Raw genomic sequence first — 25,740 nt, 5'->3', positions numbered from 1 at the left:
TGCCAAGGGCGACGGCCCATGGCCCCCGCCGGTCCCGGGCGGCGGCCGGTGTCCCGTCCGCCCCGCGCGTACCCCGGTCCGGTCCGGCTAGCCGGCCAGCCGGACCGGGGAGACGATGTCGGCGGCGAGCACCAGCAGCGTGAAGCAGATGAAGATGCCCGCCACCACATAGGCCACCGGCATCAGCTTGGCCACGTCGAACGGTCCGGGGTCGGGGCGGCGCAGCGCCCTGGCGACATTGCGGCGGGCGGATTCCCACAGCGCCCCGGCGATGTGCCCGCCGTCCAGCGGCAGCAGCGGCAGCATGTTGAACAGGAACAGGGAGAGGTTGAAGGCGGCCAGCATGAACAGGAAGGTGGCCACCTGCTGGCTGGCCGGGATGTCCAGGGTGAAGACCTCACCGCCCACCCGGGCCGCGCCCACCACGCCGACCGGGGAGTCCGCCTCCCGTTCGCCGTTGCCCAGCGCCGCGTCCCACAGGCCGGGGATCTTGCCGGGCAGCCCGATCAGGGCGTCCAGACCGGAGACCATGATGTCGCCCATGTAGGAGACGGCCTGCGGGAAGTCCTGCTTGACGATGCCGCCGGCCGGGGTGAAGCCGAGAAAGCCGGCCGTGACGAACTCGCCCTCCACATAGCCGTCGTCGTCCAGCTTGGCCACCTGGTTCTCGATCAGGGTGGGGTAGAGGTCGACGGTGGTGCCGTCCCGCTCGACGGTGACCCGGGCGGGGCCGGTGGTGTCGCGGATGGCGTTCTGGAGCTCGCTCCACCCGGTGACCGGTTCGCCGTTGAAGGCGACGATGGTGTCACCGGCCTTCAGGCCGGCCTCGGCCGCGGGCGCCGCCGGATCGCCGGCCCGGCACTCGTCGCGCTGCTCGCTCTGCGGGACGACGCACTCGGCGACCTGGGCGACGGTGGTGGTGGTCTGGTTGATGCCGAAGGACATCAGCACACCGAGGAAGATCGCCACCGCCAGGATCAGATTCATGCCCGGCCCGGCGGCCATCACGATGATCCGCTTCCACGGCTTGCGGGTGTAGAACAGCCGCTTCTCGTCGCCGGGGCGCAGCTCCTCGTAGGCGGCGGCCCGGGCGTCCTCGATCATGCCGCGGAACGGCGAGGTGGAGCGCTGGCGGATGCGGCCGTCGTCACCGGGCGGGAACATGCCGATCATGCGGATGTAGCCGCCGAGCGGGATGGCCTTGATGCCGTACTCGGTCTCGCCCCTGCGGCGGGACCACAGGGTGGGACCGAAGCCGACCATGTACTGCGGGACCCGGATGCCGAACATCTTGGCCGTGGAGAGGTGGCCCAGCTCGTGCCAGGCGATGGAGAACAGCAGTCCGACGACGAAGATGAGTATGCCGAGGACGAACATCAGGGTGGTCACAGTGGCAGCCCCTTTTCCTCGGGCGTCTTCCCGGATGTCTTCTCCGGCGTTCCGGTCAGTTCCCGGGCCCGGTGGCGGGCCCAGGTCTCCGCTTCCAGGACGTCCGCCAGGCCGAGGGAGGTTCCGGCGGCCGTCGGGCCGGCCGCGGCGGCTGCCGTGCCGACATGCTCCTCGACCACCCTGGCGACGGTGTCCACGATCCCGGTGAACGGCAGCCGGCCGGCGAGGAAGGCGTCCACGCATTCCTCGTTGGCCGCGTTGAACACGGCGGGCGCGGTACCGCCGAGGGTACCCACCTCGCGGGCCAGCGGCACCGACGGGAAGGCGTCGGTGTCCAGCGGGAAGAATTCCCAGGTGTGGGCGCGGGTCCAGTCGCAGCCGGGGGCCGCGCCGGGGACCCGGTCCGGCCAGCCGATGCCCAGGGCGATGGGCATCCGCATGTCCGGCGGACCGGCCTGGGCCAGCGTGGAGCCGTCGGTGAACTCCACCATGGAATGAATGTAGGACTGCGGGTGGACGACGACCTCGATCCGCTCGAACGGGATGTCGTACAGCAGATGCGCCTCGATCACCTCCAGCCCCTTGTTGACCAGGGTGGCGGAGTTGACGGTGATCACCGGGCCCATGTCCCAGGTGGGGTGGGCCAGGGCGTCCCCGGGGGTGACGCGGGCCAGCTCGGCCCGGCTCCGCCCGCGGAACGGGCCGCCGCTGGCGGTCACCACCAGACGGGCGATCTCCCCGCGGGTGCCGCCGAGCAGCGCCTGGAAGAGGGCGGAGTGCTCGGAGTCCACCGGCACGATCTGGCCGGGCCTGGCCAGCCCGGTGACCAGCGGACCGCCGACGATCAGCGATTCCTTGTTGGCCAGCGCCAGCACCCGGCCCGCGGCCAGGGCGGCCAGGGTGGGGGCCAGGCCGATGGAGCCGGTGATGCCGTTGAGCACGGTGTGGCACTCGGTGGCGGCCAGCTCTGCGGCGGCGTCCGGCCCGGCCAGGATCTCGGGCAGCGGCTCGCCGGGGCCGTAGCGCTCGCGCAGCGCCTCGCGCAGCGCGGGCACCGCCCCGGCGCGGGCCACGGCCACGGTGCGCACCCGCAGCCGGTGCGCCTGCTCGGCCAGCAGGCCGATCCGGCCGCCGGCCGCGGAGAGCCCGGTGACGGTGAAGCGGTCGGGGTTGCGCAGCACGACGTCGATGGCCTGCGTGCCGATCGAGCCGGTGGAACCCAGGACAACGATCTCCCGGGGACCGGCCGGGCCGGGACCGGGACGCAGATGCGGATCGGCGAGGCAGCCGGCGGCAAGGCCGGGATTGATACCGCTGATGGTCATCTTCTCATTCTCCCCGCTCCCGCCGGCCACCCGACCGGCGCCCGCCCCACTGCACGGCGCACGCCCCGGGCAGTGCGCCGTCGAGGGGCCGCGCCGAGGCGGGTGGGCATGAGTCTGCCGTGCGGTACGCGTCCGGCCCAAGGGGACCGTTGTGCCCGGCGGGGCGTCACAACGGGGGCGTGGCACAAGCCTGTTGAACCACAACGTACGCCTCTTACAGAACAGAGCCGGATCGCTACGGTGAGTGATGGGCCGGTTGCTCGACCGGCTGTCCGAATCGAGCACTGGAGGCAACCGTGACACCAACGACCCCAATGACGCCAATGACGTCGACCGCACGGCACCGAGGGCGGGCCGCCCGCTCGCTCCTGGTGGCGCTCGTCGCGACGCTCGCCGCGCTGCTGGGCATCCCGCAGGCGGTGGCCGCCCCCGCGGACGGCGGCGAGGTGACGGCCGCGGCGTCGTACTACACCGTGTCCGTCTACACCGGGACCGGCGACGGCTCCGGCAACACCAACTCCGACCTCTACGTCAATCTGATCGGCACGGACGGCGAGTCCGGCTGGAAGTACCTCGGCAGGGACTTCCCCGAGGGCAGCCGGCGTGACTTCCCGATCACCACCGACAGCTCGCTGGGCCAGGTCATCGGCGTCCAGTACCGGCTGGACGTGCGGTGGTGGGACCACTGGCGGCACGTCAGGACCGAGATGAACGAGGGCGCCCGGTTCCACGGCTACAACGACGAATCGCGCTGGTACCCCGACGACAACGGCACCTTCCTGCGGATCCACCGCTGACCGCGCGGCGGTGCGGCGGCACGGCCGTCCGCCGCCCGGCCCGGCCGCCGCACTTCCGCGGCCGGCCGGGCCGGGCTCCGCGGCAGCCCCGGCTACTCGGTGCGGGTCTCCGGGCGGTCCGGGGTGGCCCACAGGGTGTGGTAGCTGCCTTCACGGTCGGTGCGCCGGTAGGTGTGGGCGCCGAAGAAGTCGCGCTGGCCCTGGATCAGCGCGGCCGGCAGCCGCTCGGCGCGCAGCGAGTCGTAGTAGGCCAGCGCCGAGCTGAAGCCGGGCACCGGCACACCGTCCCGGACCGCCGTGGAGACCACGGTCCGCCAGGCGGCCTGGGCCGCGCCCGCCTCGCGGGCGAAGCCCTCGTCGGCCAGCAGCCCCGGCAGGTCCGGATTGGCCCGGTAGGCGGCGGTGATCCGGTCCAGGAAGCCGGCCCGGACGATGGAGCCGGCCCGCCAGATGGCCGCCACGGCCGCCGGGTCGATGCCCCAGCCGTACTCCTCGCTCGCCGCCTGGATCATGTGCCAGCCCTGCGCGTAGGCCACCACCTTGGAGGCGTAGAGTGCCTGCTCCACCTGCTCGGCGAAGCGCGCGGCGTCGTCCGGATGCAGTTCCGGCCGGTCCGGGCCGGGCAGCGCGCGGGCCGCCTCGCGCAGCCGGGTGTGGCCGGAGACCGCCCGGGCGAAGACGGCCTCGGCGATGCCGGTGACCGGCGTGCCCAGGTCCAGCGCGGTCTGCACGGTCCAGCGGCCGGTGCCCTTCTGCCCGGCCCGGTCGGCCACGATGTCCACGAACGGCCGCCCGGTCGCGGCGTCGGTGTGCGCCAGCACCTCGGCGGTGATCTCGATCAGATAGGAGCCCAGCCGTCCCCGGTTCCACTCCCGGAAGATCTCGGCGATCCGGGCCGGTTCATAGCCCGCGGCCTGGCGCAGCAGGTCGTAGGCCTCGCCGATGAGCTGCATGTCGCTGTACTCGATGCCGTTGTGCACCATCTTCACGAAGTGGCCGGCGCCGTCCGGGCCGATGTGGGTCACCGTGGGGGTGCCGTCCGGGGCCTTGGCGGCGATGTCCTGGAACAGCGGCGCCAGCGCCTCGTACGCCTCCTTGCTTCCGCCGGGCATCATGGACGGCCCGTGCAGCGCGCCCTCCTCACCGCCGGAGACCCCGGTGCCGACGAAATGGATGCCCCGCTCGCGCAGCTTCGCCTCCCGGCGGCGGGTGTCCGCGAAGTGGGCGTTGCCGCCGTCCACCAGGATGTCGCCGGGCTCCAGCAGCGGCGCGAACTCCTCGATCACCGCGTCGGTGGGCGCCCCGGCCTGGACCATCAGCAGGACCCGGCGGGGCCGTTGCAGCGCGGCGACCAGTTCGGCCGGGGTCCTGGCCGGGACGAAGACCCCTTCGTCGCCGAACTCCCGGACCAGGGCATCGGTGCGTTCGGCGCTGCGGTTGTGGACGGCCACGGCATAGCCGTGGCGGGCGAGATTGCGCGCCAGATTGCGGCCCATCACCGCCAGTCCGGTGACGCCGATCTGGGCGGTTGCGGTCGGTGCCGTCATCGCGGGGTCAACTCCTGACCTGGTTCGGGCGGGGTCCTGGACCGCGTCACTATAAGCCCGTGCCCGCCCGGAGTTCCGGAGCTTGTCACGATGCGGGAAGCGCCGCTGCCCGGGCCGCCCCGCCCCGGGTCCGGCCCCGGCCGGCGGGGCTGGAGCCGGGGCCGGACGGCAAAGGGGCGGAAGGGGCCGGGGCGGGCGGTCAGTGCGCGGTGTCGGTGTCCCAGAGCACCTGGCCCTCCTCGGTGGTCAGGGCCACATTGCCGTCCGCCCGGATCACCAGCACGGAACCGGGCACCGGCCTGGCCGGTTTGGTCCACAGCAGTTCGTCGAAGGCATTGCGGATCGCGAGCCGGCCGTCGGCCTGGAGGGTGAGGCGGACCCCGCCGTTGCCGCCGGTGTGGGATTCCCAGACCAGCTCCTGGTGTTCGTTGTGCACGGTGAGATTGCCGTCCGCCTGGAGGCGGAGCTGGGCCTTGCCGCTGCTGAGCGGCGGATCACCGGCGTTGAGGGTGAACGGTGCCCGGATCACCCGGTCCCCCTCCTCCAGCAGGGTGCCGTCGGCCAGTTTCTCCAGGGCGTGCAGGGAGGGGCAGAAGGCGTAGACCGAGCCCTCGGTGCGCACGAACTGCCGGAAGCGCAGTGGCACCGTGCCCTTGGTGCCCAGGTCCTCCGAGTCCGGGAAGGCGACCGTGGTGTCCGAGCCGCACAGCGGGTCCCGTCCCACGCTGGGTGAGCGGTGCGGGAAGTCCTTGGCCTCGATCCACCCCTCCTGGATGAACTCGAACTGGGCGACCAGATCGCTCTGGTAGCAGACGAAGACCAGGCCGCGCGGCGCGTCCGGGCCGTTCTTCTCGCCGGCCGCCGGATCGAAGGGCTCGCCGTACGGGATGCCGCGCCGGATGATCCGGCGGCCGTCCAGATTGGTCGCCTCCTTCTCGAACTCCGCGCTGTCCGGATGGAGCCGGAGGCCGTCGCGCGGGCTGGTCTTGCGCAGATGGGAGAAGAGCGGGGTGATTCTGCCCTCCGGGTCGTTGGCGTAGGAGATGTCGTTGTCGCGGGACAGATCGGCGTTGGCGGGCCGGTCGGCGTCCGGGCTCTTGTGCACCGGGACGCCCGAGCGCCAGCGGCCCACCAGCCGGGCCGCCAGCCACTCGACGGTGGTCCCGGCGGGGACCACCCGCTGTTCCTTGAGCACCTGGAGCTGCTCGGTGATCTGTGCCCACCAGCCGGGCACGTCCTGGCCGAGGCGGCGGACCACCTGGAAGGAGCCGTTGGTCATCCACCCGGGCAGCTCCGGCGCGGCCGGCAGCGGCCCGTCCCCGCCGCGCGGCTGCACGCGCTCATGGCCGATCACGAACTCCCCGGCCGGGATGAGCCGGGTGCCGGGCCGGTCGCGCTTCCAGTGCGGATGCCCCGGGTCGGGCTCGTCGAAGCCGCGCACGGCGGGCTCGCTGACGCCGTCCTTGAAGCCGAAGTGCTCCCGGCCGCGGCGGGTGCCCGGCAGGGTGGCGCCGTCCTGTTCGAAGAGGATGGCGATCTGGTGGGAGGCGGCGTCCTTGCGCTCCCAGGAGAGGGTGGAGCGCAGGTCCTCGGCCTCGTCGGCGGCGAGGGTGAGCACGGCGTGCACGGTGTGCTCGGCGTCCCGGGCGCCGTCGCTGAACAGCCAGTGCTCGGGGGCGTCGACGCCGGTGTCGCCCAGGCGTCCGGCGCGGACGGCGCTGCCCTCCCGGAACGCCACCAGGGCGGGGGCGTCACAGTCGCCGAACAGCGCGGGATCCCCGGTGAGGAAGCGCAGCCCGGCCGCGGTGAAGCTGACGCAGCGCCAGATCGCCTTTTTGCGCTCCGGGTCGGCGCCGCCGGTGATCGCATGGCCGCGGCGGAACTCCTCGTTGTAGAGGGAGACGTCCAGGGTGGTGGCGATCCGGTGGCGCAGGAGGTTGAGCCAGCGCCGGGCGGGCGGGAGTTCACCGAACCGCAGGAAGAGAAACTGTGCGTGGTCCTTCTTGAAGCCGGCGATGATGTCGCCCTGGATCTCGGTGCTCTCCCGGAGCGGGAGCCCGGGGTCGGCCGGGCGGTGGTCCGCCGGGTGAACGGCGTCGCCCGGCTGGCGCGGGAGTGCGGTCGTCGCGGTGGCGGTCCCGGTCCCGGTGGTGCCGGGTCCGGGGGACGGCGTGGCATGGGTCATGGGCCCTCCGGAGCGTACGGGTGTGAGGTGGGGACGGGCTCCGGTCAGCGCCGGGGCGGACCGAACTGGATCCACTGCGCCTCGCTGGGCACGCCGTCCTCGTCGAGCAGGAAGAGCATGTAGAAGCCGGGGATGGCGTCCTCGGGGGAGTGCGGGGCGAGGAGTTCCAGGGAGTCGCCGTCGCGGGCGGTGATCTCCAGCTCCAGATGGCGCTGGCTGGTGTTGATGGAGTGGGTGGAGGTGGAGGGCGCCAGCACCACGGCGCGGGCCACCTGGTCGGGGGTGCTGGTCCCGACGTCGAAGTGGCGTCCGTAGCGGATGGTCTGCCGGGGGACGTCGCCGAGGTCGGGGCGGTCGCCGCGATGCAGATAGGCGGGCTCGTAGATCTCGATGGCGCCGTGCATGTCGTCGGTGATGTCGGGGTCGTTGGCGATCTGCTGGAGCTCGTCGCCGGTGATCATGATCCGGCCGTCGGGCATCACCACGGCGTTGGAGTGGTAGCCGCGCGGCAGCCGCTGCACGGGGCCGAGCTCCCAGTTCTCGCCGCTGCTGTCGCCCAGCTCGGTCTGGCGGTACTTCTGGTCGGCATTGGGGTTGTACTCGCCCTTGCCGTAGTCGCGGATGTCGGGGGCGCCGTTGACGGTGAACAGGGAGCCGTCGGGGAGGATCAGGGTGTCGTCCTGGGTGCGGCCGAAGTGCTTCTCCTCGCCCACGGTCCAGGTGCCGTCCTTGAACAGGTAGGTGGCCGGGTCGTTGGGGTCGCCGCCCATCTGGAGGATGGCCTCGGGGCCGTCGGTGCCGTTGGGCAGGAGGACCGAGGAGCCGTACCAGCGCTCCGGGTGCTTGCGCCCCTCGGGGTGGTCGGGCCGGTCCGGCAGATCGGCGCGGGTCTCGGCCCGCGGGTCGAACACCCACTGCTCGTCGGAGTTCCGGCCCAGGGTGTAGACCAGGCCGTCGTTGAGCGCGAACGCCTGCGGGTAGTCGCTGCTGAACGGGGCGTCCGCGCCGAAGCGGTCCACCGGGACCTCCTCCGGCTGGAAGCTGGTGCCGATGGGCACGGCGTAGTCCTTGGCGGGCCAGCGCTCGACGATCTCGGTGGGGGTGCCCCAGCCGCGCTCGGACTGGCCGGAGAAGATCAGCTGGCGGCCGTCCGGCCCGGTGACCACGGTGGGGTACCAGCGGCCGACGGACATGTCCGGCTGCTGGAGCCAGACCTCCTCCCAGGGGTCGAAGACCAGGGCGAGCATGGCGCCCGTGCCGTGGTTGCCGCCCAGATTGCCGCCGAAGACGCCGAGCATGCCGTTGGGCAGGAAGGAGTGGCCGGCGCAGAAGAAGGGCGCCGGGCGGGGCTCGTCCAGGCCGTCCGGCATATTGACCTCGGGGGGATGCACGGCCGTGAAGGCGTCCTCGCCGGTGCCGCGCTCGGGGTCCCACAGAAAGGCGCGGCCGGCGTTCTCCGCGCCGATGACCTGGGTGGGCGCGGTCTCCCGGTTGGGGTTGTCCTCCACCGGCTCGAAGGAGAAGACCAGGATCTTGCCGGTGGGCAACTGGGCGATGTGGACGCCGTAGTCGGGGGACGGGAAGAAGTCGGTGAACTGCCCGAACTCGGCCGGGTCGAACGCGGCGTTCTTGGTCTCCTGGTCCTGGGTCAGCCAGTTGAGGCTGGCGGTGCGGGTGGTCTGCGGATAGTCGGCGTCCTCACCGGCGGCGATGCGGATCTTGGCATGCTCCTCGGCATGCTCCTCGCCGAGGACGGCGGCCTCCTCGGGATCGACCTCGGCGGCGACCTCCTCCTCGGAGATCCCGGCGGTGCGCAGGGTGCTGGGCGCGGTGGAGTCGTCGGTGCCGCCGGCGGAGTGCCCGAGGGCGGAGCCGGACGCGGCGAGCAGGGTGGAAGCGGTGACGGCCGACACCACGGCACAGGCCACGGCAAGCCTCGACAGCTTTCGCTGGACCATGAGCGCGCTCCTTCAGAGCAGTCTGATGATGAACGGCAGAGCGCTCAACAGACTGTCGGTGAGGAGGATCTTGCGGTAAGTAGCCATTCGCCGGTGCGCGAGGCGCCCCGACGCGCATACCTCACCACGAGCGACCCCCGTCCCCCACGCACTCAGGCGCACGGCCCGGTACCCCGCGCAACCCCGGGCGCGACCGGCCGGCCGGCGCACCGCGCGCCGCGCCGGAGCCGGCCGGGCCACCGGCCGCGCGGGCGTGGTGGCGGGCCGGACCCCGCGGGGAACGGACAGCGGTGCGGGAGGCTCGGCCGGGCCGGAGGTGGGGGGCGGCGGCGTCCTTCGGGGACGCGGATGCCACCCGGCCGAGCGGAGGGAGCGGCGCGGCTCAGGCGCCGACGGGGATACGCAGAAGCTGGCCCGGGAAGATCAGGTCCGGGTCGGTGATCTGCGGATTGGCCCGGACGATCCGGGTGTGGAGAGAGGCATCGCCGTAGTGGGACCGGGCGATGGCCGACAGGGTCTCACCGCTTGCGACCGTGTGCTCACGGTAGCCGATGTAGTCCGGCACGATACGCGGCCCGTAAATGACCGGAACCGTCACCTTGTTGATTTCGCTGCCGTCCTTCGCGCTGATCTCGAAGACCTGGACGAACAGGCGGTCCAGGGTGAACGCGGCCCCCGAGACATCGGCCCGGATCTGGAAGTGATCGTGCTCGCCGGTGCCGCCGCCGACCGAGAAGTGGCCGCCGACCTCGTCGTGGCCGTCCTCCACCCGGTAGTGGAGAACCGCCTCGAAGCCGGTCCCCACGCCGCCTATCAGCACCGGATTGCCGACCAGGTCGAACTCCCTGGGCTGATCGATACGAATGGTCACTTCGCCTCCTTTTCCGGAGATGGTGTGATGTGACTGCCACGATCCGACGCCGCTGCCCACCGGTCAATCCGGACCCGGACGTACCGCTCGTTTCGGGCCGCACGGCCGCCGCTCCGGCACCGCCGCGCCCCGGCCGTCCGTGGAATTGCCCCCGGCGCCGGCGGTGCGAGGATGGAAATGTCTGGACGAGTGACGTGAGACGGACACCTCCGCCCCGCGCGCCCGGCCGCCGCGCAGCGGAAGGGGCAGCCAGTGGGTACGCCATTGCGGATCTACGTGTCGGAGGAGGAAGCGGAGGCCGACCGCCTGGAGCAGCTGGCGCGTCAGCTCCGCGAGGAACTGCTGCTGCTGGAGGCCGACGACATCGAGGACGTCGTGCCGCTGGCCACCGGCGGCCCCGCGCCGCCCGGCTCACGGGCCGTCGGGGTGGTGGAGATCGGCGCGCTGCTGGTCACGCTGAGCAAGTCGGCGGGCGCGCTGCGGGACATCATCGGCCTGCTCCGCTCCTGGCGGGGACGCCGCGCGTCCCGCCCCACCATCCGGCTGGAACTGGGCGGCGATGTGCTGGAGATCTCCGAGGCCACCGAGGAACAGGTGGCCGGCACCTACGAACTGTTCATCAGCCGCCACGCGGCCCGCAGCCAGGGCGGGGAGAAGGGGCCCGGGTGAGGAGTCATGGCCACCGCCGGCAGCCGGCGAGCACTGATCATCGCCAATGACGACTACCGCGACGAGGGCCTGCGCCGTCTGTTGTCGCCGACCGAGGACGCCACCGCGCTCGCCGGGGTGCTGGGCGATCCCCGGATCGGGGACTTCCAGGTCGAGGTGGCGCAGAACGAGCCCGCGCACGAGATCTCCCGGCGGATCGACGACTTCTTCGCCGAGCGCAGGCCGGGCGATTCGCTGCTGCTGCACTTCTCCTGCCACGGGCTGAAAAGCGAATCCGGGGAGCTGTTCTTCGCGGCCACCAACACCGTGCCCGGGCGGCTGGCCTCGACCGCCGTCTCGGCGGACTTCGTACGCCGCTGCATGAGCGGCAGCCGGGCCCGCTCCATCGTGCTCTTCCTGGACTGCTGCTACGGCGGCGCCTTCTCGCAGGGCGTGGGCGTGCGGGCGGCCGGCGACGTGCGGGTGCTGGAGGCGTTCGGCGGCGAGAAGCTGGGCGGCGGCCGGGGCCGGGCGGTGATCACCGCGTCCAATTCCATGGAGTACGCCTTCGAGGGTGCAGATCTGGCCGAGGACACCTCGCCCAAGCCCTCCGTCTTCACCCACGCCCTGGTGAACGGCCTGTCCACGGGTGACGCCGATCTCGACGAGGACGGGCGCATCTCGCTGGACGAGCTCTACGAGTACGTCTTCGACCGGGTGCGGGAGCAGAATCCGCACCAGACACCCAGCCGCAGCGTGGATCTCCAGGGCGATGTCTATCTGGCGCGCAGCAACCGGAGGAAGATCAGGGCCAGGCCGCTGCCGGAGGATCTGCGGCAGGCGGTCACCAGCCCCAACGCCTACACCCGGCGCGGCGCCATCGCCGAGCTGCGGTTCCGGATGGAGAACGAGGACCTGGAGATCGCGGCCGGGGCCCGGGACGCGCTGCTGGCGCTGCAGCGCAACGACATCCGCTCGATCGCCGACGAGGCGGGGCGGGCGGTGCTGGAGGTCCGGGTCCATCCGGTGCCCGGGGTGCTGGACTTCGGCCGGGTGGCCCAGCACGGGCCCGCGCCGCGGCAGCGGGTGGAGCTGCTGGGGCCGCCGCTGGCCAGGAGCTGTGTGCCGCATCCGAAGGAGGACTGGCTGAGGGTCACGGAGGCGGAGGGCGGACTCGATGTCTCGCTGGACACCTCACGGCCGGGACGGCTGACCGGGACGCTGGTGCTCAAGGGGGCGGTGGGCGAGGCGGCGGTGCAGGTCACCGCCGAGGTGGTGCCGATGCCGGCCGCCGCGCCGAAGCCCCCTCCCCCGCCGCTGCCGCCCCGGACCCTCAGACCGCCGCGGACGGACGTCCGCGAGCCGCAGGACGTGCGGGAACGGGAGGACGTACGGGAACGGGAGGACGTACGGGAACCGGTGCGGGGGGAGGAGCGGCGGCCCGGCCCGCCGGCCCCGGCCACGCCCGCTCCCCCGCCGCCGCACCCGCACCGGCGGCGCGATCGGGCGGCGGCCGGTGCCGGGCCGACGCCTGCCGGGCCGGTTCCCTCCCTCTGGAACCCGCTGATCCTGCCGGTCACGGCCCTGGTCTCGGCGGGCATCTCGGCCATCCTGGCGGCGACGGCCGCCGCCCGGCTCGCGGCCTTCCACCGGGAGGTCCTCTCCCGCAGCAGCACCACGGGCGAGCCCTACTGGGAGGCGCTGGGGAACTTCGGCGAGGCGCCCGGCGGGGTACTGGGCCTGTCGGTCACCGGGCTGGTCCTGGCGGTGGTCGCCGGAGTGCTGGCGGCGATCTCCCACCGGCGCCGTCCCGACGCCCCGACCGAGGCCCTGACCTGGGTCTCCCGCCTGCTGTACTGGCTGGCCATCCCGCTCTGTCTGCTGCTGATCGCCGCGGTGACGGCGATCGGTGTCCACCAGGGCTGAGCGCCACCCCGGAGCGGACGGCCGGTGGCGGTACCGCGACGGCACCGCCCCTCGGCGGGGTGATCAGCGGATGGGGCGGTGGACGTTCTTCCGGGCGCCGTCGGGGCCGGCGGCGGGCCGGGTGGTGCCGGCGATCCAGGGGCCGGGGGTGGAGGGGTCGAGGATGCCTTCTTCCAGCCAGGTGTACTCGTCGGCGATGACGTGCGTGGTGATCCGGCGGTCCATGGTGTCGGTGTTGTGCCAGAGATCGCGGAAGCGGGCCTCGACCCGCAGCTGGGCCTGGCGGCAGAAGGCGTCGGCGAGTTCGTAGGCCGCCTCGCCGTGGCCGGTGCGGGCGCGCATGCGCTCGGCGCGCACACAGGCGGCGCTCATGGCGAAGAGTTCCGCGCCGATGTCCACGATCCGGCCGAGGAAGGCCTGCCGGGACTCCAGACCGCCCTGCCAGCGGGACATGGCGTAGAAGGTGGAGCGGGCCAGCCTGCGGGCGGCGCGCTCCGCATAGCGCAGATGGACGGCCAGATCCGGCAGCCCGCGGCGGCGGAAGGCGGCGTAGGAGAACGGCAGCTGCCCCCGGCCGGCGGCCAGCCCGGGCAGCCAGCGGGCGTAGAAGCGGGCGGCGGCCAGGGCGGCCTGCCGCTTCGCGGCCAGGGTGGCGTCGGGGTCCACCAGATCGCCCGCGACCTTCAGGTGGGTGTCCACCGCCTCCCGGGCGATGAGCAGGTGCATGATCTCCGTGGAGCCCTCGAAGATGCGGTTGATGCGCAGGTCGCGCAGGAGCTGTTCGGCGGGTACGCCGCGTTCGCCGCGCGCGGCGAGCGAATCGGCGGTCTCGAAGCCGCGTCCGCCGCGGATCTGGACGAGCTCATCGGCGATCCGCCAGGCCATTTCGCTGCCGTAGAGCTTGGCCAGGGCGGCCTCGATGCGGATGTCGCGGCGGTCCTCGTCGGCCATCTGGGAGCAGAGGTCGAGCACCGCCTCCAGGGCGAAGGTGGTGGCCGCGATGAAGGAGATCTTGCCGCCCACGGCTTCGTGCTTGGCGATGGGCCGGCCCCACTGGACCCGGGCCTCCGACCACTGGCGGGCAATGCGCAGGCACCACTTGCCCGCTCCCGCGCACATCGCGGGCAGCGAGAGGCGGCCGGTGTTGAGGGTGGTGAGGGCGATCTTGAGGCCGGCGCCCTCGTCCCCGATCCGCTGGTCCGCCGGTACCCGTACGTTCTCGAAGCGGGTCACGCCGTTCTCGATGCCGCGCAGGCCCATGAAGGCGTTGCGGTGCTCGACGGTGATGCCGGGTGAGCCGGCCTCCACCACGAAGGCGGTGATGCCGCCGCCCCGGCCGGAGGAGGCCGGCACCCGGGCCATGACCACCAGCAGATCGGCGATCACGCCGTTGGTGGTCCAGAGCTTGGTGCCGTTGAGCACATAACTCTCGCCGTCGGGATCGGGGACGGCGGTGGTGGCCAGGCGGGCGGGGTCGGAGCCGACGTCGGGCTCGGTGAGCAGGAAGGCGGAGATCTCGCCCCGGGCGCAGCGCGGCAGATAGCGCGCCTGCTGCTCCTCGGTGCCGAAGCGCTTGAGGGGCTCGGGCACGCCGATCGACTGGTGTGCGGAGAGCAGCGCGCCCACGGCCGGGCTGGCCGAGCCGGCCAGGGCGAGTGCCTTGTTGTAGTAGAGCTGGGTGAGACCGAGGCCGCCGTGGCGGGGGGAGATCTTCATGCCGAAGGCGCCGAGCTCGCGCAGGCCGCGGACCACTTCGTCGGGGATGCGGGCCTCGCGCTCGATCAGCCCGCCGTCGATCCGGGTGGCGCAGAACTCGCGCAGCCGGGCGAGGAACTCCTCGCCCTCCCGCACGGCCTCGCCGTCCGGTTCGGGGTGGGGGTGGATGAGGTCCAGGCGGAGCCGGCCGAGGAAGAGTTCCCTGGCGAAGCTGGGCCTGCGCCACTCCTGTTCGCGGGCCGCCTCCGCGACCCGCCGGGCCTCCCGTTCGGTCACGGGGGCGGCGGCGTTCCGGTGGGTGCCGTGGGTGCCGTGGGCGCCGTCGTGCAGGGCTGTCATCGCGCCTCCTCGTCGTCGAGGCCATCGGCGAAGGGAGTCATTCGGCAGGATGTGCCGCATGTGCTCCGGGACAGACGGTGTGAGCTGATGGCTACTGGTGCGTATCTATGGCGTATGTACCCGATCCGGGCAGACTGCACCAGCCGTCCCGGCCATGGCGGGGGTGCGCGTTGCGCCGCGCGCCGGGAGCGGGGAGGATCGTTGAAGCGCTTCGACGGATCTCTGGACAGCCGCTCACGGCCGGTTTAGTGTCAGTGCGGCAGGGCAACTAAACATCGCCTGACGACGGGCGAGGCGCTATCGAAGCGCTTCACCAGTCCGTCTCCGCCGTCCTCATCTCCGTTCCGCGGCTTCTTCTGAGACTGGGAGAGCTCTATGGTCACCCTCGCCGAGGTCGCCCGGCATGCCGGGGTCTCCGCCAGCACGGTGAGCTATGTGCTCAGCGGCAAGCGGACCATCTCCAAGCAGACCCGTGACCGTGTCGAGCGCTCCATCCGCGAGCTGGGCTACCACCCCAACGCCGGCGCCCGCGCGCTGGCCAGCAGCCGCTCCAACATCATCGCCCTGATGATGCCGCTGCGCACCGACATGTATGTGCCGGTGATGATGGAGATCGCCATCGCCGTGGCCACCACCGCCCGCGAGCGCGACCGCGATGTGCTGCTGCTCACCGGGCAGGAGGGCCCGGCGGCGGTACGGCGGGTGGTGGGCAGCGGGCTGGCCGACGCCATGATCCTGATGGACGTGGAGCTCCAGGACGACCGGCTGCCGCTGGTGCACGAGGCCGACCGGCCCGCCGTGCTGATCGGACTGCCCGCCGACACCACCGGCCTGACCTGCGTGGATCTGGACTTCACCGCCACCGGACGGCTGTGCGCGGAACATCTGGCGGGGCTGGGCCACCGGGAGATCGCGGTGATCGGGGAGGCGGCCGGCGTCTATGAACGCCACACCGGCTTCGCCGAACGGACCATGACCGGTATCCGGGAGGGCGTCCGGCAGCACGGGCTGCGGATGCTGCACCGGCCCTGTGAGGGCAGTTACGAGTCGGTGGCCGGCACCCTGGCCCGGATCTTCGACGAGCGGCCGGGCACCACCGGTTTCGTGGTGCAGAACGAGGCCGCCATCGGGCCGCTGCTGAGTCTGCTGCGGCAGCAGGGCAGAGCCGTGCCCGAGGACGTGTCGGTGGTGGCGGTCTGCCCGGACCAGGTGGCCACCCAGCACTCGGTGGCGCTCACCTCGGTCGCCATACCGGCGGAGGAGATGGGCCGCCGCGCCGTTGAGCTGGTGATGGCCAAGGTGGACGCGGCCGAGGCGGCCGGCGGACGCGGCAACGGCAGCGCCCACGGGAACGGCAACGGCAGTGCGGCGGGCCCGGCCGCGGCCGGGGCGCCGGACCGGGTGGAGCTGCTGCCGCCGCAGCTCACCGTCCGCTCCAGCACCGGACCGGCGCCCCGGTCATGAGCCGTCACGGCGGTCCGGACCCGCCGGCCCGGCCGTCCGCCGTACCCGCACCACCGATTTCCGGCGGCCCGGCCCCCGGCCCCGCGCCGGGGCGCCCGGCCGGGCCGCCGGTCCGGCCGGCCCCGTCCGCCGCGCCGGACGCCGTCCCCCGCCGTGCGGTCCGGAGATCCGCCGTCATCCGCACTGGTTCCGTGTCTTCGTCCTAGGGAGTTCTGTTGAACGACTCTGCACCCGCGGTGTCACTCGCCCAGTCGTCGCCCACCGTCGGCACCCTGCGGGAGCGCGACGGCGCTCTGGAGTGGAGCGGGCGGCAGGAGACGCTGCGCATCGAGCCCTGGGGACCGGACGCGATCCGGGTCCGGGCCCGCCTCGGCGGCCCGGTGCTGCCGGATCTGCCCGGCGCGCTCGCGGCCACGCGCCCGGACTCCCCCGGCTCCTCCGTCAAGATCCACAGCGGCTCGGGCACCCTCACCAACGGCGCCGTCACCGCCGAGGTGGACGCCGACGGCATGATCCGCTTTCTGCGCTCCCCCGGCGGCGAGGAACTGCTGGCCGAGGAGCGCGCCCACTTCTGGTGGCCGGGCTCCCGGCTCTACACCGCCACCGGCAACGGCTACCACCGGCTGGAGCAGCGCTTCGCCGCCTATGCGGACGAGCGGCTGTACGGGCTGGGCCAGCACCAGCACGGACTGCTGGACCAGAAGGGCGCGGTGGTGGACCTGGTGCAGCGCAACGCCGAGGTGTCCATCCCGGTGCTGACCTCCAGCCGGGGCTACACCCTGCTGTGGAACAACCCGGCGATCGGCCGGGTGGAGCTGGGCGTCAACGGCACCCGCTGGGTGGCGGACAGCGCCCGGCAGATCGACTACTGGATCACCGCGGGCGATCCGGCCGAGGCCCAGCGCCGGTACACCGCGGTCACCGGCCGCGCCCCGCTGCTGCCCGAGTGGGCGGCCGGTTTCTGGCAGTGCAAGCTGCGCTACCGCACCCAGGAGGAGCTGCTGGAGGTGGCCCGCGAGTACCGGCGGCGCGGGCTGCCGCTCTCCGTCATCGTCTGCGACTTCTTCCACTGGACGCATCTGGGCGAGTGGAAGTTCGACCCGGCCGAGTGGCCGGACCCGGCGGCGATGGTGCGGGAGCTGGCCGGAATGGGCATCCGGCTGATGGTCTCGGTGTGGCCGTCCGTGTCGCCGCTGAGCGAGAACCATCCGGTGATGGACCAGAAGGGCTACTTCATCGGCACCGAGTACGGCCCGATGGCGCACGCCGACTGGCCGGACAAGGAGGTCGCCGAAACGGTGCAGGTGGCGTTCTACGACGCGACCAATCCGGAGGCCCGCGACTTCGTCTGGTCCCGGGTGCGGGAGAACTACTTCGAGCCCTACGGCATCTCGGCGTTCTGGCTGGACGCCTGCGAGCCGGAGCTGAAGCCGGGCTTCCCGGCCAATCTGCGCTATCACGCCGGGCCCGGGCTGGAGGTGGGCAACCTCTATCCGCGGGAGAACGCGCGGGCGTTCTGGGAGGGCCTGACCGCGGCCGGCGAGGAGGAGGTGCTCACCCTCAACCGTTCGGCGTGGGCGGGCAGCCAGCGCTACGGCGCCGCCCTGTGGTCCGGCGACATCGGCACCGACTTCGCCACCCTGCGGCGGCAGATCGCGGCCGGGCTGAACACCGCCCTGTCCGGCATTCCGTGGTGGCACACGGACATCGGCGGCTTCCACGGCGGCGACCCGGACGACCCGGCCTACCGCGAGGTGATGGTGCGCTGGTTCCAGTTCGGCACCTTCTCCCCGCTGATGCGGCTGCACGGCTTCCGCGACCCGGCCATGCCGCTGGGCCCGGAGATGACCGGGGGCCCCAACGAGGTGTGGTCCTATGGCGAGGAGGCCGGGGCGGTCCTGGAGTCGTATCTGCGGCTGCGGGAGCGGATCAAGCCCTATGTGCTGGCGCAGATGCGGGCCGCGCACGAGGAAGGGCTGCCGCCGATGCGTCCGCTGTTCCTGGAATTCCCGCGGGATCAGCGGGCCTGGGAGGTGGCGGACGCCTATCTGTTCGGGCCGGATGTGCTGGTGGCCCCGGTGCTCCGGGCCGGGGCACGGGAGCGCACGGTGTATCTGCCGGCCGGCGCCCGCTGGACGGACGCCTGGACGGGCGAGGAGTACCCGGGCGGCGGCGAGGTGACGGTGCCGGCGCCGCTGGAGCGCATCCCGCTGTTCCTGCGGGACGGGGCGCGGCTGCCGGTGGTGGCGGAGTAGCGCCCGGAGCCGGGCGCGGGGGCCCGGTGCCCGGCTGTCCGGCCGGGCACCGGGCCCCCGCGGGTGCGGCGCGCGGGGCGCCTCAGGAGACGGTGAGGGCGGTGGGGTCGCTGTTGCTGCCGCTGTAGCCGGCGAGGAAGCCGAAGGCGACCGAACCGCCGTCCGGCACACTCGCGTTCCAGCCGGCGTTGGTGCAGGTCACCCGGGTGCCGCTCTGGGTGCAGTCGGCGCCCCAGGACTGGCCGAGCTGCTGGCCGGAGGGCCAGTCCCAGCTCACGGTCCAGCCGTTCAGGGAGGAGCCGGAGCAGGAGACGGTGATCTCGCCGGTGAAGCCGGAGCCCCAGTCGTTGGTGTTGCGGTAGGCGGCCGAGCAGTCCCCGTTGCCGCCGCTGCCGCCGCCGGAGCCGGAACCGCCGGAACCGCCGGAGCCGGAACCCCCGGACGTGGACCCCCCGGAGGTGGAGCCCCCGGAGGTGGAGCCGGTGCCTTCGCTGACGCTGAAGTCCAGGGTGCTGAACCGGAGCCCGCCGGAGGCCGAGGTGATCTCGTAGCCGAACTGGACATCACCGATCTGCTCGGACTGGCTGATCCAGCCGCGGCCGGCGATCCAGTCCAGCACGGCCAGCAGGTCCACCGTCCCGGAGGTGCGCTGGCTGGTGCGCAGGAACGAATAGACCATGTTGTGGCCGTTGCTGCCCCGGTAGACGTCGTAGGAGGCGCCGCCGATGGTGAACTGTCCCTCGGGCGACCCGAGCGGCCCGACCGGGCCGAACCAGTTCTCCCAGATCATCACCTCGTGGTCGTAGTCGGTGTCCCAGATGTCATAGGCCGTGTTGTAGGCCCCGGCGGACGGCACGGACTCCCGGTGCGTGCTGGTCAGCGAGGTGATCTGGTCCAGCGGTGCGTCCACGATGTACTTGGCGTTGGGGTAGGACTTGATGCCGCCGGTGTTGGGGTGGTCGGCGGTCACCGTCCAGCTCGCGTGCGAGTCGGCCTCGATGCACTGGCTGCCGGCCCCGGAGCCCCAGATGTTGTTGTAGACGATGTAGCCGTCCGGGTCGGTCCAGTTGCCCCATTGTTCACAGCTCTGCCAGACGGCGGCATGGGCCGGGGAGACGCTCAGGGCGAAGGTCACACCGAGCGCCGCCAGCAGGGCGGTCAGCGGTACCAGGAAGAGCTTGCGTGCGGCTCGTTTCATGCGTGCTGCTTCCATTTCTGTCAGGTCCCGGTCAAGCCAGGGCGCGGGGCGCCCCGGGACGGGCCGGGACGGGTGGGGGGATCAGGACCGGAGCACGGCCGCGCCGTACCGGTCCAGCGTCACCTCCTCGGTGTGGTGCGTGCCGGTGAGCAGGTCGGTGCCCGGTCCGGGCAGCGGCACGGTCACCGGTCCGCGCCGGTGGTTGAGGAGGAAGAGCAGACCGCCGCGGCGCACCGCCTCCACGCCGTCCGGCAGGCCGGACAGCACGGGGGAGACGCCGGCGGTGGCCGCGGCGTCGGCGAGCAGACGGCGCAGCGCGCCGTGCCCGGGCTGGGTGGAGAGGTACCAGGCGGTGCCGGCACCGAAGCGGTTGCGCAGCACGGCGGGACGGCCGGCCAGCTCGCCGTCCGCGTACCGGGCCGGCACCGTGAGGGTGTCACCGGCCGCCCCGGAGACGATGTCCAGCTCCTCGGACCACAGACCGGCCGGGGAGCCGTCGTCCAGGGTGAGTTCGTCCCCGGGATGCAGCGGCCACCATTCGTGCAGGGTGGCGATGCCGGCCAGGGCGCGCAGCCGGGCGTCCATGCCGCCCTCGCGGATGCGGTCGTCGCTGTCGGCGACGCCGGTGAAGCAGCCGCAGACCAGGGTGCCGCCGTCGCGCACATAGCCGGTGAGGTTGTCCAGCGCGGCGTCCGAGAGCAGATACAGATGCGGCAGCACGACCAGCGGGTAGCCGGACAGATCGTGCTCGGGGTGGGCCAGGTCGGTGGTGAGGTTCTGCTCCCACAGCGCCCGGTACCAGGAGGTGAGCACCTGGGCGTAGTCCAGCTCCGCGGACGGGCGGCCGGGCTGGCCGTCCGCCCACCAGGAGTGCCAGTCGTGCAGCACCGCCACCGAGGCGGTGACCCGGGTGCCGGTGACCTCGGGGCCGATCCGGGCCAGTTCGGCGCCGAGCTCCCGCACCTCCCGGAAGGTCCGGGAGTGCTCCCCGGCGTGCGGCACCATCCCGGAGTGGAACTTCTCGCTGCCCTGCCGTGACTGCCGCCACTGGAAGTAGCACACCGCGTCCGCGCCGCGGGCCACCGCCTGGAGGGACCACAGCCGGTTCAGACCGGGCGGCTTGGGGTGGTTGACGCCGCGCCAGTTGACCGGGCCGGCGGCCTGCTCCATCAGCATCCAGGGGCCGCCGGCCTGGGAGCGGGTGAGGTCCTGGACCAGCGCGCCGTGCGCCGGGCCGTCCGGGGAGTCCCAGCCGGCCCGCGGGTCGGGGTAGATGTCGACCGAGACCACATCCTCCTCGGCGGCCCAGCGCCAGCCGTCCTGGCCGTGCCAGAGCGGCATGAAGTTGGTGGTCACCGGGATGTCGGGGGTGTGCCCGGCCAGGATGTCGCGCTCGCCGGTGAAGCACTCCAGCAGGGCGTCGGAGGTGAAGCGCCGGAAGTCCAGCAACTGGGTGGGGTTGTGCAGATACTGGGCCCGGCGGGGCGGGATGATCTCCTCCCAGGAGTCATAGCGCTGGCTCCAGAAGGCGGTGCCCCAGGCGGTGTTCAGCGCCTCGACGGAGCCGTAGCGGTCGCGCAGCCAGCGGCGGAAGTGGCGGGCGGTCTCGTCGCACCAGCAGAAGGTGCAGTACTCGTTGTTGACATGCCACAGCTTCAGCGCCGGATGGCCGCCGTAGCGCTGCGCCAGGTCCTCGGTGATCCGCCGGGCGTACTCGCGGTACACCGGGGAGGAGGCGCAGAACTGCTGGCGGGAGCCGTACCAGACGGTCTGGCCGTGCTCGTCCCTGGGCAGGGTCTCGGGGTACCGGGCCCCCATCCAGGGCGGCGGGGAGGCGGTCGGGGTGGCCAGGCAGACGTCGACGCCGTTCTCGTGCAGCAGCTCCAGCACCCGGTCCAGCCAGCCGAACTCGCGGGCGCCTGGGCGGGGTTCCAGCGTCGCCCAGGAGAAGACGCCGACCGTGGCCAGATTGACCCCGGCCGCGCGCATCAGCCGGACGTCCTCCGCCCAGACGGACGGCGGCCACTGTTCCGGGTTGTAGTCGCCGCCGAAGCGGAGACGTCCGCCGGTGACCCGGCTCAGCGCGGACATGGCGTGGATCTCCTTTCCCTTCCGGTCCTTCTCCGGTGCTTCCGGTTTTTCCCGTCAGCCCTTGACGGCGCCGATCAGCATGCCCTTCTTGAAGTGCTTCTGGACGAACGGGGAGAGCACCGCCACCGGGATCAGGGCCAGCACCATCACGGCCGTCTGCACGGAGATGTCCGGGATCTGGCCGGTGTTGACCGCCTGCGACATGCCGGTGGGGCGCTGCTGGGCGATCACGATCTGCTGGAGCACGTTCTGCAGCGGCAGCTTCTCCTGGGTCTCGATGTAGAGGAAGGCGCTGAAGTAGTTGCCCCAGTAGCCGACGGCGTAGAACAGCGAGATCACCGCCAGCACGGCGCGGGAGAGCGGCAGGACGATGCGCCACAGGATGCGGAACTCGCCGGCCCCGTCGATGCGGGCGCTGTCGATCAGCTCGGTGCCGATGTTCATGAAGAAGGCGCGCAGCACCAGGATGTTGAAGACATTGACCGCGGTGGGCAGGATCAGCGCCGCATAGGTGTCCATCAGGCCCAGGGTCTGCACCAGCAGATAGCTGGGGATGATGCCGGCCCCGCCGAAGAACATGGTGATCAGCAGCGTCATCAGAATGGGCCGGTGGCCCAGGGAGCCCATCCGGGTCAGGCCGTAGGCGCAGAGCACCGAGATGGTCATGGAGAAGGCCGTGCCGACCAGGGTGACTCCGATGGCGACCATCATCGCGCGGGCCACCTGGCCGCCGCTGAGCAGTTCGGTGTAGGCGCGGAAGGTGATGCCGTCCGGCCAGATCACCAGGCCGCCGGTCTCCCGGATGGTGGCGGCGTCCGAGAGGCTGGTCATCACCACGATCCAGATCGGGAAGAGGATCGCCAGCAGGGCGATGGCCAGGATGACGGCCTTGGCGCCCAGGCCCACCCGGGTGGGCTGTTCCTCCCAGGCCGGGCGCTTGCGGGTGCCCTCGGTGGTGTCGTCGGTGAGAACGCTCATGACCGCTTGTACACCCCCGCTTCGCCCATGGCGTGGGCGACCCGGTTGGCCGCCAGCACCAGGCACAGACTGAAGATTCCCTTGACGATGCCGACCGCCGCGGCATAACTGAACTGGCCGCGCTCGATGCCCACGAACCACACATAGGTGTCGAGCACCTCGGAGGCGCCGGGGCCGACCGCGGTGCGCTGGATCAGATACTGCTCCATGCCGACCGAGAGCATGTTGCCCACCTGGAGCACCAGCAGCAGGGCGATCACCGGGCGCAGCGCGGGCAGGGTGACATGCCACATCCGCCGCCAGCGGCCGGCGCCGTCCACCGCCGCCGACTCGTACAGCTCGGTGTTGACCGCGGACAGCGCGGCCAGGAAGACGATGATGCCCCAGCCCGCGTCCTTCCAGATCAGCTGGGCGGTGACCAGCCATTTGAAGAAGGCCGGGTCGGTCATCAGGTCGAAGCCCTCGGCGAAGCCGGCGTTCCGGCCGGCCTGGGCGATCAGGCCGGCGCCGCCGAAGATCTGCTGGAAGACGGTGATCACCAGCACCCAGGAGAAGAAGTGCGGCAGATAGAGCACGGCCTGGGACCAGGCCCGCACCTTGCTGTGCAGAAAGCTGTTGATCAGCAGGGCGAGCGCGATCGGGATCGGGAAGAACAGCACAAGCTGGAGGAAGGAGAAGACCAGGGTGTTCTCCAGCGCCGCGCGGAAGTAGCTGTCGTTCCACATCCGCTCGAAGTAGTAGGTCCCGGCCGAGGCGCTGTTCGCCAGCGAGTCGAAGAACCCTTCGCCGTTGTACGGGCTGAAGTGGTAGAAGGCGATGACGTTTCCGGCGATCGGGATGTAGGCGAAGATCAGCAGCCCCAGGACGACGGGCATGGTCATCACGATCAGCGCCCAGTCCCGGCGGAAACGGTGGCGCAGGGTGACCCCGCCGCGCAGGCGGGGATCGTCCTTGGGCAGGCCGGGCCGCCGGTCGCGGCGGCGGAGCAGCCGGCCGCGGCGGGCGGGCGGCGGGCCGTCACCGGCCGGCCGGCCGGTGCGCGGCGGGGCGGTGCCGCCGCCGTCCTCCTCGGGGGTCCGCGGGGGGCGCGGGCGCGGGACCGTGCTCTGCGACACGGCGTACTTCCTTCCGTCGCCGGGGCGTGATGCCGGTGGTGCGGGATGGTACGGGGCCGGTGCCGGGCCGGCCGGCCCGGGGAGGGACCGGGCCGGCCGGCGGGCCGGAGGGGCGGCCGGAACCGGCTCCGCTCAGGCCGTCTCTTCGTCCAGCAGCTTCTGGTACCAGTCGCGCAGCTCGTCGCCGCCCGTGCGGCGCCATTCGGCGACGGCGTTCTGCATGTCGCTGAGGGACTTGCGTCCCCGCACCACGTCGTCCTCCAGGGCCTCGAACGGGTCGGAGAGATTGGCCAGGTGGTCGGGCTCCTGGATCTGCCGGCCGTAGAACAGCGGCTCCTGGACGAACGGCATCATCCGCTGCTCCCAGGCGCACTTGTCCTCGACCACCTTGGGCTGGTCGGGGTGGGCGATGGCGACCTCGGGGGAGGCGATGAAGCCGTAGGTGACCTGGGCGGCCTGGGCCTCGCCGTCCGGGGTGCGGACCGGCACGCCGTTCTCCACGGTGTAGTGGGTGCCCTCCACGCCGTAGTCGCGCAGCCGGTTCTCGTAGGTGCCGTAGGGGGCGGCGCAGAAGTTGGCCAGCTCCAGGGCGGCGAGGATCTTCTCCTCCGGCAGGTCCTTGCTGAGGAAGGTCCAGATGCCGGCGCCGTTGCCGGCGTAGAGCACCGGGTCGCCGCCGTCGTGGCGGAAGAAGTCCATGGCGTTCATCCGGAAGTCCGGGTTGCCGCCGGTGAGCTGCTCGCTGACGGTGCCGTGCCAGACGCCGGAGCCGGTGTTCATCATCAGCGACTCGCCGGCGGTGAAGCGGGCGGTGGCGTCACCGGCGGCGGCCACCGCGTCGGGGTGCACCACGCCTGCCTCGTAGAGCTTGCGGGTCCACTCCAGCGCCTCCAGATAGGCGTCGGTCTCGTAGCGGTGGACCAGCTTGCCGCCCTCCTCGCGCCAGCACATCGGCTTCTCGGGCAGCACCCCGAAGTAGACCCAGGCGGACCACTTGAAGTCCTCGCAGGCCCAGCGCTTGCTCCCCGCGTCGGTGATCTCCTTGGCGAAGGCCAGGAACTCGTCGGCGCTGGTCGGCGGGGTCCAGCCGTTCTGCTCGAAGATGTCCTCCCGGTAGAACGGGACCACGCCGCCGATGACCTGCTGCGGCATGGGCAGGCCGCGCAGCGCGCCGCCGAAGATCGAGGCCTTCCAGGCGGCGGTGGGAATGGCGGCCAGGTTGGGGTACTTGAGCACCTTGTCGCCGGACAGGTACGGCCCGAGGTCGGCGAAGCGCTGCTCGACGGCCTTGGGGATCTGGCCCTTGTTGTACTCCCAGCCCGGTATGCAGACCAGGTCGGGGATGTCGCTGCCGGCCAGTACCGCGCCGAGCTTGTCGCCATAGGTGTTGCCGTCCTGGATCTGCCAGGTCATCGCGGTGCCGATGGCCTCGTCCATCGCCGTCCAGTAGGGGTTGCCCTTCTTGGGCGCGGTGCCCCACAGCGGGGTCATGGCGCTCAGCGCCGTGCCCCCGGCCAGCGGTTCGGGGACCGACACGCCGAGGTCGGCCACCTCGATGTAGCTGGTGTAGCCGGGGCTGGAGCCGCTCTGGCCGGGGATGTCCGGCTGGACCGCGAACTCGGACGCCTGGTAGGCGGGCAGGATCTGCTCGGCCTCCTTCTCGCTGACCCGGCCCGGACCGCCGCCGTCGCCGCTGCCGCCGTCCGAACTGCACGCGGTGAGCAGGGGGCCCGCGCTGCCGACGGCCGCCGCGGCGACCGCCGTCGAGGCGAGGAACGATCTCCGGCTGGGGGCGGAGCGTGTGTTCGGCATGGTGGCGACAACCCTTCTAGCGTCTTTGCTGGCACCACGACCCGGGTGGCGCATCGGTCGAAGCGCTTCGATGTGTCGCTGAGGTTAAGCCGACTCGGCAGGCCGCACAAGACCTCACCCGAAGAA

At 72.1% G+C, this 25,740-nt stretch carries 17 protein-coding genes and 1 pseudogene; 5 read left to right on the top strand and 13 right to left on the bottom strand.

What is annotated here, in order from left to right:
* Nucleotides 1-87 precede the first annotated feature (87 nt).
* Nucleotides 88-1,389 carry a M50 family metallopeptidase gene (locus BM242_RS16500; protein ID WP_093839598.1) on the bottom strand — a complete coding sequence of 434 codons (1,302 nt, stop codon included), beginning with the start codon at nt 1,387-1,389 and terminating at the stop codon, nt 88-90.
* Nucleotides 1,386-2,714, bottom strand: coding sequence for a 1-deoxy-D-xylulose-5-phosphate reductoisomerase (gene dxr, locus BM242_RS16495; protein ID WP_093839597.1), 1,329 nt, complete (start codon nt 2,712-2,714; stop codon nt 1,386-1,388). Before dxr ends, BM242_RS16500 begins: the two co-directional genes overlap by 4 nt.
* Before the next feature lie 323 nt (nt 2,715-3,037).
* Here dxr and BM242_RS16490 point away from each other — a divergent pair, with 323 nt between their 5' ends.
* Nucleotides 3,038-3,511, top strand: coding sequence for a PLAT/LH2 domain-containing protein (locus tag BM242_RS16490; protein WP_175541449.1), 474 nt, complete (start codon nt 3,038-3,040; stop codon nt 3,509-3,511).
* Between the two features lie 92 nt (nt 3,512-3,603).
* Here the strand turns inward: BM242_RS16490 and gndA are convergent, their stop codons facing one another.
* The 4 genes from gndA to BM242_RS16470 form a co-directional block, all read right to left on the bottom strand.
* Nucleotides 3,604-5,058, bottom strand: a complete 1,455-nt coding sequence (gndA, locus tag BM242_RS16485; protein WP_093839595.1) for an NADP-dependent phosphogluconate dehydrogenase — start codon at nt 5,056-5,058, stop codon at nt 3,604-3,606.
* A gap of 199 nt (nt 5,059-5,257) precedes the next feature.
* Nucleotides 5,258-7,243, bottom strand: coding sequence for a Dyp-type peroxidase (locus tag BM242_RS16480; protein WP_093839594.1), 1,986 nt, complete (start codon nt 7,241-7,243; stop codon nt 5,258-5,260).
* A gap of 44 nt (nt 7,244-7,287) precedes the next feature.
* On the bottom strand, nt 7,288-9,201 hold the full coding sequence (locus tag BM242_RS16475; protein ID WP_093839593.1) for a galactose oxidase early set domain-containing protein: 1,914 nt from the start codon (nt 9,199-9,201) through the stop codon (nt 7,288-7,290).
* 382 nt (nt 9,202-9,583) lie between these two features.
* Nucleotides 9,584-10,072 (bottom strand): Gmad2 immunoglobulin-like domain-containing protein, encoded by a 489-nt coding sequence (locus BM242_RS16470; protein WP_093839592.1) that lies wholly within the window; start codon nt 10,070-10,072, stop codon nt 9,584-9,586.
* Nucleotides 10,073-10,324: 252 nt separating this feature from the next.
* On the opposite strand from BM242_RS16470, the gene BM242_RS16465 reads away from it, so the two are divergent.
* Both BM242_RS16465 and BM242_RS16460 read left to right on the top strand, forming a co-directional pair.
* Nucleotides 10,325-10,741: a hypothetical protein gene (locus BM242_RS16465; RefSeq protein ID WP_217652508.1), complete on the top strand. Its 417-nt coding sequence runs from the start codon at nt 10,325-10,327 to the stop codon at nt 10,739-10,741.
* Nucleotides 10,742-10,747: 6 nt separating this feature from the next.
* Nucleotides 10,748-12,646 (top strand): caspase family protein, encoded by a 1,899-nt coding sequence (locus BM242_RS16460; protein WP_093839590.1) that lies wholly within the window; start codon nt 10,748-10,750, stop codon nt 12,644-12,646.
* Nucleotides 12,647-12,709: 63 nt separating this feature from the next.
* On the opposite strand, the gene BM242_RS16455 is transcribed toward BM242_RS16460, so the two are convergent.
* On the bottom strand, nt 12,710-14,701 hold the full coding sequence (locus BM242_RS16455) for an acyl-CoA dehydrogenase family protein (protein WP_093839589.1): 1,992 nt from the start codon (nt 14,699-14,701) through the stop codon (nt 12,710-12,712).
* Between the two features lie 375 nt (nt 14,702-15,076).
* Between BM242_RS16455 and BM242_RS16450 the strand changes: the two genes are divergently transcribed.
* The gene (locus tag BM242_RS16450) at nt 15,077-16,165 is read left to right on the top strand and encodes a LacI family DNA-binding transcriptional regulator (RefSeq protein ID WP_093839588.1); all 1,089 of its coding nucleotides are present in this window, start codon (nt 15,077-15,079) and stop codon (nt 16,163-16,165) included.
* A 215-nt stretch (nt 16,166-16,380) separates the two neighbouring features.
* Complete coding sequence (locus tag BM242_RS16440) at nt 16,381-18,420, top strand: glycoside hydrolase family 31 protein (protein WP_245834158.1); 2,040 nt, start codon at nt 16,381-16,383, stop codon at nt 18,418-18,420.
* An 82-nt stretch (nt 18,421-18,502) separates the two neighbouring features.
* On the opposite strand, the gene BM242_RS30855 is transcribed toward BM242_RS16440, so the two are convergent.
* The 6 genes and pseudogenes from BM242_RS30855 to BM242_RS16415 all read right to left on the bottom strand — a co-directional run bounded on the left by BM242_RS30855 (nt 18,503) and on the right by BM242_RS16415 (nt 25,614).
* Nucleotides 18,503-18,928 (bottom strand): cellulose binding domain-containing protein, encoded by a 426-nt coding sequence (locus BM242_RS30855; protein ID WP_281254690.1) that lies wholly within the window; start codon nt 18,926-18,928, stop codon nt 18,503-18,505.
* Nucleotides 18,905-19,618, bottom strand: a pseudogene (locus tag BM242_RS30315) (GH12 family glycosyl hydrolase domain-containing protein); the annotation flags it as partial. The gene BM242_RS30855 and the pseudogene BM242_RS30315, both read right to left, overlap by 24 nt.
* Nucleotides 19,619-19,699: 81 nt before the next feature.
* Nucleotides 19,700-21,709 carry a beta-galactosidase gene (locus tag BM242_RS16430; RefSeq protein ID WP_093839584.1) on the bottom strand — a complete coding sequence of 670 codons (2,010 nt, stop codon included), beginning with the start codon at nt 21,707-21,709 and terminating at the stop codon, nt 19,700-19,702.
* A 54-nt stretch (nt 21,710-21,763) separates the two neighbouring features.
* On the bottom strand, nt 21,764-22,687 hold the full coding sequence (locus BM242_RS16425) for a carbohydrate ABC transporter permease (protein ID WP_093839583.1): 924 nt from the start codon (nt 22,685-22,687) through the stop codon (nt 21,764-21,766).
* Nucleotides 22,684-23,802, bottom strand: coding sequence for an ABC transporter permease (locus BM242_RS16420; RefSeq protein WP_425443870.1), 1,119 nt, complete (start codon nt 23,800-23,802; stop codon nt 22,684-22,686). The genes BM242_RS16425 and BM242_RS16420 overlap by 4 nt, the downstream gene beginning before the upstream one ends.
* Nucleotides 23,803-23,934: 132 nt before the next feature.
* Nucleotides 23,935-25,614: a type 2 periplasmic-binding domain-containing protein gene (locus BM242_RS16415; RefSeq protein WP_093839582.1), complete on the bottom strand. Its 1,680-nt coding sequence runs from the start codon at nt 25,612-25,614 to the stop codon at nt 23,935-23,937.
* Between the last annotated feature and the right edge of the window lie 126 nt (nt 25,615-25,740).

The sequence above is a fragment of the Streptomyces aidingensis genome, from assembly GCF_900112355.1.
GTDB lineage: Bacteria > Actinomycetota > Actinomycetes > Streptomycetales > Streptomycetaceae > Streptomyces > Streptomyces aidingensis.
The sequence above is the reverse complement of the archived record's forward strand: the minus strand, read 5'-3'. Positions and strand labels throughout refer to the sequence as shown.